Here is an 11,470-nt window from a genome sequence, read left to right on the forward strand (position 1 = left end):
TTCAGGTAAAGGCAGAGGGTCTGGATATCCCTGTCATTCATGACCTTCAATGCCTGTTGTCTGACTACTGAGAAGGGCTGATTGTCATCAATATTCTCGTCAACAAACAGGTGAAGTAGCTCTGCCGCTTTCGTGACATTGTCCGCAGCTGACTGCCAGGACAGGAACACTGCTTGTTGTGCAAAGGCGTTGGCGGCTTCCTGTTGTTTTCGGATATGGTAAACAAACCCATCCGTCAGGCGCTCCAGTGCAAGTTGCATGCGCTCTGTCAGATGACACAGTAACCACAGGTGCTGCTGTGAGCGTTTGAAGCGCCGCACTTTACTGCCGTAGTAATCAATAAGGCCGCTGAAGTGTTGTCGATTTTTTAGCGACAGATTGAGCCTGTCCACAACGTCATTTATTTGCGTGTGCCATGGTGCTAACCGGTGGTAAATGGCGAGCTCTTTTTTAAGCTCAGGCACGGTCAGACTTTTGGCACCACCCCTGAGATGGCTCAGACTCAGCCCGTCGTCTTTAGTAGTGATTATGTTGTCCAGAAAGACGTTAAGTTCATTACTGGTAAGTTGATTCAGTTGGAGCGTCAGGTCTTTTCTGACCTGTTGCATTGTGCGGCTTATCAGTCTTTGAAGCACGGAGTACTTAGGAATGGCAATGTTATGGCTGGCAAGGTATTCAATGGCCGCATCAAAGAGGTGTCGAGGCTCCAGCCAGGCATGACCAATGTAAACCAGGTGGTGGCACAGAGCATTGAGGTGCTGTTTTTCATTCCACTTATTGTAATTTAGTAGACGCAGTATCCTTGAGTAAATACGGTCACGCTGCATTTTACTGACACTGAAAGGCCTGATCCCTTTACCTCTTTGAATTTGGGAGGCAATAAACTGCATGTCGATACTGATATCACGGAAACTCGGAGCAATGATCACTGGCTTAGATTTAAAATAGCCCAGAAGCGCCACGAAATAACAACGATGTTTAGTAAGCCTGATAGTACGGCATTCGGCCTGTTCTACATCGTTTAGCGAAAAATACAAACGTTGTTCCTCAATAGAAAACTGAGGTGCTGAATACAAGTCTCGTTGTTCTGCCTGAGTCAGAATCGAGAGTTCATTACTAATTGCCATGATGAATAAACGCCAATATGATTGATGGTGTTTATATAAGATGGCAGAATATTGGAAGGTAACCCACCGCCACAGACCATATAATATAATACCTGTAGCGTTCTATGTTACTTTAGAGGGGAAAATCCCTAGAACCCCAAGAAGTTACGTTCCTTGAGTGCCTTAGCTAGCAACGATTCTGTAGTCGCTTGAAGTACGTTTAAAGATTTTAGATGTCCTATTAGTCTACCCATCGTCTTATCACTAACTTCCTGATCAAAGCTATCAAACTTAGCCTCCCACTCCTCTTGGGTGTGCTTAGACTTTGCCTCTCTTTCGTATAAATCACAAAAGATGAGCAACTGAATAATCGATTGCTCCACACATTGAGCACGATACATCGCTAAACCGTAATATGCGTAAACTTCTTTACAATGTTCTGATTTGTCCATAATAATTTTTTTTCGTTTGGGTCATATTTTCTCCACCTAACAAGGTGGCTAGCTCAAGATCTACATTTATAGGTCCCAATTGCACAACATCTCTACAAAGATGTATTCATTTAGCAACTAATTGACGTAAATTATTCTTCAACTGTCTAACTGTATCTGATTGAGACACTTCCCATTCTTTAGAAAGATACTGAATTACGGTATCAACATCTGAGGGGAACAGTATTTTTCCCGAAACTTTCGCAAAAGGTCCATCTGTTTCTAGAAGAATTTTATCTTTAGGTAACCAAGATATAAGTCGCTTTCCACGTGCTGAGAAAAGCATTGCTGGTCCAACTGAAAAATAACAACCTATATCGACAGCTTCTAATAACTGTTTTTTTGTCCCCAAAAACCAGTGGAGAACAGGGATGCCTGCTTTCGGGTGTTTTTTCAGACACATTAAGGTTTCGTCTACTGCATTCAGGCTATGTATTGTTAGAACTTTATCATTGAATGACTCACATTTTTTCAGAATGTGATTAAAAACCAATAATTGGTCATCAAAATGCTCTCTCCAGCCTTTTGATCCATCTAGTCCAATCTCACCTATATATTTAGTTTTCTCTATAAGTCGATCGAAAATTGGTAGTTCATTTTTCCTTAAATGAGCTAGCTGAGGGTGCAATCCCAAAGCGGTTTTGCAATGCTTAAGCCCTTTTGTGAGATTAACAGTGCCTTCGAAGGCTGAAGGCACTGTTGTTACAGATAATACGTAATAGTTTGAGCGTTCAATGTCATCCAATACCTTCTGATGTTCGGGGTATAGATCAACATGGCAATGCATATCCATCATGATGTTTTGTTAGCCTGTATAAACACTTCAACTTCCATCAAACCACGCTTAAGCGTTGATTCCAAGGCATTACGTATAGACTTATCTAGTGGGATTGGACCAGATTTACGTAGCCAAGATTTGTAATTATTGGTTTGCTTCAACCGGATAATGGCTGTTTGAACTGCTTGCAGGTCGTCTCTTGTATCCTTCTCTTTAATTAGCGTTTTCAATCGCTTTGTTTTATATGGTGCGTCATCATCAAAGCCAGCATGATGAACAGATGCTCTTCTAATTAGACAGGGCAAGCAGTGCCCACATTGTATGTGTTCTCTGTGCCAGTGGCTGCATGAAACGCTTAGCGGTACGGCTTTTTTAATAGCGTTTTGGTCAACGCACTCAGCCAACATCTCCCCCTTTGTTTTAAACTGATAAGGGTTTACGAATTTGACGTCAAAACCTATGCGTGTCAGCAATTCTTCCAACCTCTGCAAGAAGTTGGGGTGTGTGGTTCTCGTACTGTGACTACCTATTCGCCTTCTAGTTAGTGGTGGATTGATTGAGATATAGCCATTCTCAGGAACGATAATGGTTTTAATACTGGCATCACAGTTAGCACTTCTCAGTGCGGAAATGCCCAATACGGCCATCGCCAAGAAGTTAAAGCTTCTCCCACGCATACTTATGTCCGTTCTGCCTTCATATGTTTTAATTATATGAGGAGAAATTGAATAGGAGAGCTCAGCAAATGGAGAAGACAACAAAGTCTTAATTTCTTCCTGTTTTGCACCATCTCCACGATAGGCGTGACTTACTAAGAGAGGCTTATATTCTGACTCTCCATTAAGGATATCAATAGCACCCACTGCACTATCAAGACCGCCAGAAAATAGGCAAACAGCATTTTTTCCTAGAAGAGTTTTGGCTTTATATTTAGCCTGCTTACTTATCTTAGGTTTAGGCAGTTCCATTGATGTCTGCTCAAAAGTGAACATCCATTGATCGCCAGTAAGAAAGTTCAAAATTGAACTCAACTCAGCGCTTTCTGCATTCCATATATTCGGTTCACTTACAGGGATGTGAAGGTGCATTTGCCTTGACCAAGCATTCTCAGCCTTCTCTCTTAACTCAAAAGTATCTGCTGCGGTAACAGCGGAAGCAATTGTAATTAAATCGATTGCCTTAGGCTCAACAGCAACTCCCAAGTCTCTTACTGTTTGCAGTAGTCCTCTGGAAGCTAAGCTGTGTTTTTTTTGATCATATTCGTGAGTGTGGAATAGTTGTACAGGGTGGCATGACTCTGAATATTCAGGTAGTTGGTTTGGATTATCATTGAAGTAAAACTTAGTCATCGAAACTCTCCCATTCTTCAACGGTCATTGCGATGGTATCAGCTTGAATCTTGGTAATGTTATTTCTGGTGATATTGCTAGGGTTGCCATTAGTGACCTTGTCTAGCTGCTCCTGAGCTATTACCTTGATAAGCTCCCTTAGCTCAACTTCCATGCTATGGTGCTTGCTAGCAGGTTCTACGTGGAACCAAGCCCTGCCCATGCCTTCAACCACATCTTGGAAAATCAAGTCAGTTAAATAGCAGCCGATGGCTTGTTGGATTACTTCTTCAGTAAAACTATTTGGATCGAAATCTTCTGTATCTGGTAGCGCTTCTTCCAGCGCGTAATCTAAGGCAATTCTCACAGAGTCTGAGTCAGCATTATCAGGAGCCAAATGTGAAGCAATTCTATCAATAGCTTGGTCAGTGGATAGGCCTTTCAAGTCATTTAAGGAAAGGCTTTGGTTGTTGACAGTAACAGTGTCTCCACGCATTACTCCAAGTAAACCAGTACCAGCCGTTATCCCACTAGCCAACCTTCGGCTTGTGGTTTTTCCACCACCAGAGCCTTTTTTAGAATAACTCTTTAGTGCTCGCCTTAGATCAGAGCTTGAACCTCCGGCCTTGGCATAATTCCCGAATTCTCTTCTAGCTCCTGCAAAACGGTTTGCAGGATTGGCAGTACCAGATGGTTTGCCGATTTCCTGCTGAACTTTTTCATTGTCGATTTCCTTGTCACCTTGATTTTCCCCGTCCGGGCCACCAGTATCTTGAGCTGGCTCAATTGTTACAGGCGGACTTTGTTCAGCCCATGACGGAATGAGTGGGCTCTGGTTATTAGGGCCAGTTGATGATGCTGAAGTACCCATTAATACCTACTTTTCTAATTCCTTGATAATTACATTCAACCACCTTTGCTTTGGCAGTCCCTTCACGTAAGTTAGTAGCGCCTTTTTACATTTAGGCTCTTCAACTGCTAGTAGTCTCGCGCCATATATGCCTGGGGGAGCTTTTGACCAATCACTTACAGTCCTGAAGTTTTCAATTAGTCCATCCATCACAGCTAAATAGTCTTCTCTTGGGGTCGCTGCTATGGCATTTTGGTTTGTATGGCTTAGTCTTTCCGTTTGTTTCATTAAATCCTTCACAAGCTTTTGAGCAGCGCCGGACATAACTGCATTCACTAGGCCCATGGGGATACTCTCTCTACTTAAGTATGCCGCTGGGGTCAGGTTCACATTTGCAAACATCGGTGGTAGCTTCGACCACTTGTCAAGAAAGGCTAAATCTAGCTTCCACTCTTCTGGTAAATCCATATCATCGAATTCAGCTTCTGGATCTTCCAATTGAGCCAGAATCTTTGGAGAACCACTCTCTGTATCAATCAACTGATACAGTTTGTTTGTTGCTTGAGTCCCCAAACAACGCTCAAATATCACCAATTTGGTAATGGTTTTCTCATCCAGCTGCATACCACGACGGAGTGCTGTTTTTCTTCTCATTTTCACCTGATTTAAGAGGCGTTTAACAATTCGAGGGTTCCCATTTATATTGGAGGACTCTGCGAGCAATGGAGCAAGTTGTTCGGCCACGATGAACTTACTTCTGAGTTCGTCCTTACCCTGAACATCTTGAACTTTATCAACGTCCAAAAGCTCATCGACTGATATGGGTGACTGCTTCCAAGATAGCTGAAGAGACTGCTCTAGGCTTTCCCTAAGCCCCTCAAGCTGGTCACTCGTAACGCCATGATCTTGAGCTGTCAACATCATCAGGTAAGCTCTGATTTCTAGAGTACCAGGTCTTGGAACGTGTACTGGGATTTGAATTAATTTATCTAGGTAGTCTGTTTGGTGGCGCTGCGAAGCTCCCTTGTGATATTCCGGCACAGCTAAGCGGATCATATCTTCGTCTGCCGCAATCACGAATGCTGTATTTGGTAAAAACAAAAATAGTCGTATCGCTTCCAGCGTCGAAATTGCATTAAATGGCGAGCAACGGTCCAAGTTATCGACATAGACTATGAGTGGTTTATCAAATTCACTCAACAAGTCTGAGTACGCATTGCGGAACTCTTTAATTTCTTTTGGGGGTGAAAAAGCCTTTTTAGGCTTTAAAATTTCTTTGTTATCTTTAGCTATCTGCTTCGCACCATCTACTGCATCCTTGGCATCACCAAAGTCTAGTTCGCGATCCTCTCCACCACTGAATAGCCCCATCAACTTCTGAAAACCACCCATGGTGGGAACGCCAGCTAAAGCTGCACCACCATCCATCAATAATCCCAAAGATCTAATGATGTCAACACGTCCTGCAAACTCTTTAGCCTTCTTGCTCAAGCTGGCGTTGTCTTTCGCTTGGTTTACCAAGGTAGATGCAATTGTCTCTAATAGAGCCGCTTTAGCATCGTCATAGCCTTGATACATCCATGCATCGAAATGGACTTGAATGTAGTCTTGCTTCTCTTCAGATATTGATTTTTTGGTTAGCTCTAAGATTGTTGATTTTCCTGCCCCCCAATCCCCAAAAACGCCAACAGATATTGGCATCAATTCCTTTTCGGTGATTAGATCCTTAATCGATTCGGCAGTTTCACTAAAATTTAAAAAGTCTAGTGAGGACTCTTTATCAGACCACATTTAAACCCCATTTTGTCTACAAAATAGCTGTTTTCAACACGCACTATTTTCTGACTTTTAAGTCAAGCCCCAAAACTAGAGCGTTGGAACCATCTTTATTTGTTAAGACTTCTATTTTATTTGCCCGTACACTGACTTCTTCAGGTAACTCATCTTTAGAACAATGGATTACAAACTGAGTTTTGGTATTCTTGTAGCGGCTAATTAGCCCTTCATCTATGTACTTTTCAACATCTAATGGCGTTGAAAAAATATCCATATTCCTTTGAAGCTCTTCGGTTTCCTTAGTGTTCATATCTTCCTCATTTCTGCCAAAGCTATAACAGTCTATATCAAACTAAATATTCTGTTATTAGGAAAAATAGGTCAAATGATGACAAAAGAAGTGTGTCCCAAATCAGAGTCTGGCAAACTTCGGGGCATTTTCGATTTAGGAATGGCAGCGTATCGATTGCGATCGCGGCTATTTTAGCATGAGACTTTATTACTCTCTCACAGTAGAGTTAAAATAAAGCTAATCTGGTAAATAAAACGTCGGAACTGATTGCCAGGACTTTAAGTGACTATAAGACAGGAATCGAACTACCTGCCAGTTGCATTTGATACTTATTATCCCTGCTGGCAAGCGAGGTGACGAGCTGGTAGCTATTGCAATAGCTCAGAACAAGTGCTAGCCACTGGACGATAAACCTAACTTTGAAAGACTCTCTTCTCCTGTCAACACTGGGTGATAATGAAAGTGCGGTTTTAGACTTTCAGCAAACTGACTGACAACTTTTGGAAAGCCACTGTCTCCAGCTTGACTCTCGTAAGTTGAAATAAACGTAAAATCTAGTATCTCCATAGAAGGCAACGTCAACCATGCGTGAATATTGGCCATATTGGTAGGTGAACAGTCTAAAATTGATGACTTGATATCATCCTCAGTTAACTCAAAATATTTATTTCCATCAAATGTAATAGATCCAATAGTGAATATTGGTGGCGCTCCGTAAAAATGTTCTACCGCTTTCATTAGTTGAGAATGAATATTTAGACACTGTCCTACGAGATCGGTGTCTTTTAGTGGGTTATATAGATAATTTAGAAAATCCAAGCAATTTTGAAGGTTTTCATCACTACAAAATTTCGCATCTAAAGCCTTAAAGCGTGTATCAGACAATTTAAGGTACCTTGAGCGCTCAATCGCCAATTCGAACTCTTCCAAATATCTCAACTTCTGCTCCTAAGCATAAACGCCCTATTAAGGTTTGAGCAACGCAATACTGATGCCGCCGCATACCACCTTCATCACCTAAACCAACGCATAGTCAAAATGCCACACGTGCCGAATCACTCTTGAACAATTTGTTATGTTCATAGCTACTCTAAATCAACACTAAGGTTACTATCATTTTGGCCAACGGTTGTAGATCCAATACAGACATCTTGAAACACCACCAGCAATTCCTCCAAGTAGGATCAATGCCAGACCTTTAAACCCGGAAGATAGAGCATAGCCTAACTGTATTGATGTACTTCCCCAGCCGTTGGATAAGCCAGTTGATATAGCTAGTCCGAAGAGAATGATCAAGATAAAGCTAGTAATACTAATTTTCCACATTTTCATTACCAGAGAGAAAGCGAATGCAATGTAGATTAAGACCCTCAGCAATTCGATGAAGCCATAGTTAGCCATCCCAGCAAGAACATAGTTAATCGATTCGGTTAAGCTTAAAACCGCACTAAACAGAGCAAATATGGCCGCCCCCATGAAGATTACTTGTGGTAAATTGCTAACTGAAAGGTATACAAACAATCGGTTAAACAGCTGAGTAAAGAGTTTCGTCAATTTGTGTAATGAAGTGCGTACAGGGAATCCTATTTTGATCATTACTTATTTTCCATTGCTCTTAGCGCCTCACCCAGTAGCTCTTCTGTACTTAGATTTTTGTTATTAGCTAGGCTCTTATCAACTGTTCTCAGTGCCTTATATTCTGTACTTGTACTTTCGCCATCGATGTCTTCTTGTCGACGTCCATATGCAATGTAAATGTTATGAAAGACTCGATTGCGCTCCTCTCCAGTACAATCTAAATTTGCCAATTGCTTTTCAGCACCTTCAAACATGATGTCTAAGCTATCATCTGTTTTGGCTTTACAGAAATGCCGATAGGCTGTATCAATGCTTGTCTCTGTAGAAACGACAAATTTTTTCGTATTCATTTTAATAATTTTCTCATTCACTTAGCTAGAGTAATACTAAATCTATCCATGTAAGATAATATTTCAATTTCATTTTTATAAACTTCGGTAAGTTTACGTTTAGCTTTATTATACGCCCCTAACTTTCCATACTTCTCCACGGACACAACTGTAGTCTTTGTCGATAATGATCCGTCATCACCATATACATACCACTTGGCCAAATAATGGAGTTTTTTTCTTCGAGGGTCTGATTTGATAGGTGCGTTCTTTTCTATTAGTTTCGGCTCTAGACTATGGGGTAATCGGGTAAACAGTTCAGGCTCATTCAAGACTCTTTTCCAAAGCTTTTTCCCCCACAACTTTATGCCGATTTCGTTCCTTAACCTAATAGCTTTCTTTAGACCTTTCTTCTCTCCAATACGGATATAACCAACCGATCTATGAAGAATTTTATCTTCGGGTGTATGGATGTGAATCTTAAATGCAGTCTCAGCTTTTGAGATAAACCTAAGACCAGTGTTTGTCTCGAAATTGGATTTCATGTTCTAAGCTAATTATCCGTATAATTAATTGATATTTAATCTTCGTATTTACTGAGTTTGGTCTCCAAACTAGTGATCAATTCCGGTAGTTTAGATACATACTCTTTAAGCATAGTTATTTGATGTTTAGCTAGGCTTCGCGCTTGTTCAAGCTCCCTAGTTGTCACTAACTTTGAAGCATCTCCTCCAATATTTTTCCAAAGTCCTGCATCAAGTCTCTGGTTTTTATACTGTAGATCACCACCTTGAGTGCGAAAGCCGGTATCGGTTTCTTTGATTGCGATACGCTCTTTGATTTCCCCAGCTCCAACGGTGTAAATTTTAAAGGGAGCTTCGACCTCGGGTTTTCTTCTCGAAGACATGGGAATTCCTGCAATCTTACGACAGGTCTTGCAAATAGGTTTTCCGCTTAGTTTTGCATTTTCTATACTTTTGTGGGGGTCATTACTAAACCAAAGGTGTTTACCACATAGTGAGACCCATTGGCTTTCTTTGTTCTTACTCACATCGTGGTTAATATCAATAATACAAGGCATGTATATTCCTCAAACCTATCATGGCATTACTCACTATCAGAAAGTGTGAAGGGACTTCTTTGAAGTATCGCGTTTAAGGGGTAATTCAATCATCAAATTTACTCGGATAATTTAGCACATCACACACGTGCTGTCGATTAATTTCTATCCAATCACGATTTACTGCACCCCAATCTATTATCTTAAACTCACCACCTTTAGTGTGTTCAATTTTAATCTCCAATTCATGAATAGCTTTGATAGTATCCTGTGCCGTTCTACGAGGCATATTCGTTGCTTCCACTATTGCTGGGACAGTGTTAAAACCTCTATCAATTAGATATGCAACTAACAAACGTCTCAGAAATGAGGTTTGAGTTTTACTCGGCTTATTATCGTTCATGCTATCCTTCTTCGTTAAACAAGTTTTTTTTGAACAGTATTCATCATCTTCGGTAGGTAGTAATTCCCATTACACTGTAATATCTTACGTCATGACCTAGTTAACAAATGGTTTTCATTTAACCTAGCCTAGGCTTAGTAAACCATCTATACAACTAGACCACGACACAAGTGACAACGTCACGCAAAACTCAACCAAATTACTTTATGTTCCCGAACATATGCTTTAAGCAATGTGAAGTTCCAATATGCTGGTACAGTCTGTGTGAACGTAGTTTGTTTAATAGATTCGGACTCTTTAAATGCTTTATGCAGTCTTCGACTTCTCCCCGAGTAAAGAAACTACTTGGCATATTAAAATTAGTCGGGTGTACTGCCAAGCACCTCTCATTATTTGAGTCGGTATAAGTCATTTCAAACTCTAATTCCGGGTATATTTTCTGTAGCATGTTGATCTCATATACATAGCCCATATACTCATGATCAATGAACCTTTCGTGAATGTTTACGTTAGAAAGAGGGGAGGTATTTCTAAAAACTTCCTGGTTGTGGTGATAGAGGAACCGCGCAGTTATGGTCCTATGTTTTCCCTCTTCAATGAAGTAAGCATCCTCAACTTTTGTAAAAGAAATACCTGGTTTTACATGATGATCTAAATAGTAATTTGGATTTTCTTTGAGTTCCATTAGGGCTCGCTCAATACGTTTTAAGTGACGCCCACCTAAACAGTCCCCCCACTTCATCGCATCATAGCCTTGGCTATGACCAACAACGCGCTCTAAAGGAATACTGCCAAATCTCTTCTCAATATGTGGAAATAGATAAATTCCTCTACCCGTCAGATAATCGTCGAGAGGGAGTAATTCCGTATTGGTGAAATAAGCCGGATTTAGTCCATTTAGCTCCAGTATATTTGTTTTGATTGCCATACTCAGTTCCTCGTTAGTTTTTAAAGGTTTTAGCCACCGATTCGCTGGTGGGCTAATGAGCATATCAAGCAAAATGTCATCTCTACTACCTGAAGTCCCGCTTTTTGGAAGTCCAGTGATCGTATAGATAGAGTCGATTTATTCACATACAACCCCATCACCATCTCTATCGTTCATATAAGAGTATGCAGGATGTGATCTTCTTACTGGTGCAATACCATTTCTGATAGCTTCCTTGCAAGTAATCCTACCGTTATTATCTTCGTCATACATAAGTAACGGGGCGGACTTTGAAACGTTTCTCGTGGTTTTTATACTTTCCTCAGCAGGTTCATGTACGATCATTTCAGTGCTTGTGCAGTTTCTTAGTACCGAATCTAACGTTTCCACTTCTCTGCGGTCTACACTTAGAGCGTATTTCAACTTTACCTCGACCACTCTGGGGTTCTAGGGATTTTCCCCTCTAAAAAGACATAATCCTCTGTAGACCACACCAATAAATGGCTGCGGAGGTGGGTTACTACTTATAAGTGTGGCAAATTAGGTAAATA

Annotated in this window: 15 protein-coding genes; all 15 read right to left on the bottom strand. The window is 40.9% G+C overall.

All coding sequences use genetic code 11. The features are described from left to right. A partial coding sequence (locus tag R8N47_RS22850) for a DUF4158 domain-containing protein (RefSeq protein WP_206926118.1) occupies positions 1–1,127 on the bottom strand: 1,127 nt, incomplete at its 3' end. A 128-nt stretch (positions 1,128–1,255) separates the two neighbouring features. Continuing rightward, positions 1,256–1,558, bottom strand: coding sequence for a hypothetical protein (locus tag R8N47_RS22855; protein ID WP_077284361.1), 303 nt, complete (start codon positions 1,556–1,558; stop codon positions 1,256–1,258). 106 nt (positions 1,559–1,664) lie between these two features. Beyond that, positions 1,665–2,393 carry a Qat anti-phage system TatD family nuclease QatD gene (gene qatD / locus R8N47_RS22860; protein WP_025634089.1) on the bottom strand — a complete coding sequence of 243 codons (729 nt, stop codon included), beginning with the start codon at positions 2,391–2,393 and terminating at the stop codon, positions 1,665–1,667. After that, positions 2,390–3,724, bottom strand: a complete 1,335-nt coding sequence (qatC, locus tag R8N47_RS22865; RefSeq protein ID WP_025634087.1) for a Qat anti-phage system QueC-like protein QatC — start codon at positions 3,722–3,724, stop codon at positions 2,390–2,392. Before qatC ends, qatD begins: the two co-directional genes overlap by 4 nt. Then, entirely contained in the window at positions 3,717–4,574 is an 858-nt protein-coding gene (locus R8N47_RS22870; RefSeq protein WP_054574966.1) for a hypothetical protein, read from the bottom strand. The genes qatC and R8N47_RS22870 overlap by 8 nt, the downstream gene beginning before the upstream one ends. Positions 4,575–4,580: 6 nt before the next feature. Beyond that, the gene (locus R8N47_RS22875) at positions 4,581–6,344 is read right to left on the bottom strand and encodes a P-loop NTPase fold protein (protein ID WP_025634902.1); all 1,764 of its coding nucleotides are present in this window, start codon (positions 6,342–6,344) and stop codon (positions 4,581–4,583) included. A gap of 43 nt (positions 6,345–6,387) precedes the next feature. Further along, positions 6,388–6,639: a hypothetical protein gene (locus tag R8N47_RS22880; protein WP_025634901.1), complete on the bottom strand. Its 252-nt coding sequence runs from the start codon at positions 6,637–6,639 to the stop codon at positions 6,388–6,390. Between the two features lie 375 nt (positions 6,640–7,014). Beyond that, complete coding sequence (locus tag R8N47_RS22885) at positions 7,015–7,506, bottom strand: hypothetical protein (protein WP_139351521.1); 492 nt, start codon at positions 7,504–7,506, stop codon at positions 7,015–7,017. 228 nt (positions 7,507–7,734) lie between these two features. Next, complete coding sequence (locus R8N47_RS22890; RefSeq protein WP_025634898.1) at positions 7,735–8,217, bottom strand: hypothetical protein; 483 nt, start codon at positions 8,215–8,217, stop codon at positions 7,735–7,737. Beyond that, positions 8,217–8,549 (bottom strand): hypothetical protein, encoded by a 333-nt coding sequence (locus tag R8N47_RS22895; protein ID WP_029811850.1) that lies wholly within the window; start codon positions 8,547–8,549, stop codon positions 8,217–8,219. Before R8N47_RS22895 ends, R8N47_RS22890 begins: the two co-directional genes overlap by 1 nt. 17 nt (positions 8,550–8,566) lie before the next feature. Continuing rightward, positions 8,567–9,073 (bottom strand): hypothetical protein, encoded by a 507-nt coding sequence (locus R8N47_RS22900; RefSeq protein ID WP_029811849.1) that lies wholly within the window; start codon positions 9,071–9,073, stop codon positions 8,567–8,569. A gap of 35 nt (positions 9,074–9,108) precedes the next feature. Then, positions 9,109–9,609, bottom strand: coding sequence for a hypothetical protein (locus R8N47_RS22905; protein WP_025634894.1), 501 nt, complete (start codon positions 9,607–9,609; stop codon positions 9,109–9,111). Between the two features lie 85 nt (positions 9,610–9,694). After that, entirely contained in the window at positions 9,695–9,991 is a 297-nt protein-coding gene (locus tag R8N47_RS22910; protein ID WP_025634893.1) for a helix-turn-helix domain-containing protein, read from the bottom strand. Positions 9,992–10,190: 199 nt separating this feature from the next. Then, entirely contained in the window at positions 10,191–10,919 is a 729-nt protein-coding gene (locus R8N47_RS22915; RefSeq protein ID WP_025634892.1) for a hypothetical protein, read from the bottom strand. A gap of 138 nt (positions 10,920–11,057) precedes the next feature. Next, positions 11,058–11,264 carry an excalibur calcium-binding domain-containing protein gene (locus tag R8N47_RS28870; RefSeq protein ID WP_077284359.1) on the bottom strand — a complete coding sequence of 69 codons (207 nt, stop codon included), beginning with the start codon at positions 11,262–11,264 and terminating at the stop codon, positions 11,058–11,060. Between the last annotated feature and the right edge of the window lie 206 nt (positions 11,265–11,470).

It is taken from the genome of Vibrio sp. 2132-1 (assembly GCF_033344315.1).

Excerpts from the sequence above, each read along its gene's own strand:
- R8N47_RS22855 (WP_077284361.1), bottom strand. The coding sequence starts at position 1,558 with ATGGACAAATCAGAACATTGTAAAGAAGTTTACGCATATTACGGTTTA.
- qatD (WP_025634089.1), bottom strand. The coding sequence starts at position 2,393 with ATGATGGATATGCATTGCCATGTTGATCTATACCCCGAACATCAGAAG.
- qatC (WP_025634087.1), bottom strand. The coding sequence starts at position 3,724 with ATGACTAAGTTTTACTTCAATGATAATCCAAACCAACTACCTGAATAT.
- R8N47_RS22870 (WP_054574966.1), bottom strand. The coding sequence starts at position 4,574 with ATGGGTACTTCAGCATCATCAACTGGCCCTAATAACCAGAGCCCACTC.
- R8N47_RS22875 (WP_025634902.1), bottom strand. The coding sequence starts at position 6,344 with ATGTGGTCTGATAAAGAGTCCTCACTAGACTTTTTAAATTTTAGTGAA.
- R8N47_RS22880 (WP_025634901.1), bottom strand. The coding sequence starts at position 6,639 with ATGAACACTAAGGAAACCGAAGAGCTTCAAAGGAATATGGATATTTTT.
- R8N47_RS22890 (WP_025634898.1), bottom strand. The coding sequence starts at position 8,217 with ATGATCAAAATAGGATTCCCTGTACGCACTTCATTACACAAATTGACG.
- R8N47_RS22895 (WP_029811850.1), bottom strand. The coding sequence starts at position 8,549 with ATGAATACGAAAAAATTTGTCGTTTCTACAGAGACAAGCATTGATACA.
- R8N47_RS22900 (WP_029811849.1), bottom strand. The coding sequence starts at position 9,073 with ATGAAATCCAATTTCGAGACAAACACTGGTCTTAGGTTTATCTCAAAA.
- R8N47_RS22905 (WP_025634894.1), bottom strand. The coding sequence starts at position 9,609 with ATGCCTTGTATTATTGATATTAACCACGATGTGAGTAAGAACAAAGAA.
- R8N47_RS22910 (WP_025634893.1), bottom strand. The coding sequence starts at position 9,991 with ATGAACGATAATAAGCCGAGTAAAACTCAAACCTCATTTCTGAGACGT.
- R8N47_RS22915 (WP_025634892.1), bottom strand. The coding sequence starts at position 10,919 with ATGGCAATCAAAACAAATATACTGGAGCTAAATGGACTAAATCCGGCT.
- R8N47_RS28870 (WP_077284359.1), bottom strand. The coding sequence starts at position 11,264 with ATGATCGTACATGAACCTGCTGAGGAAAGTATAAAAACCACGAGAAAC.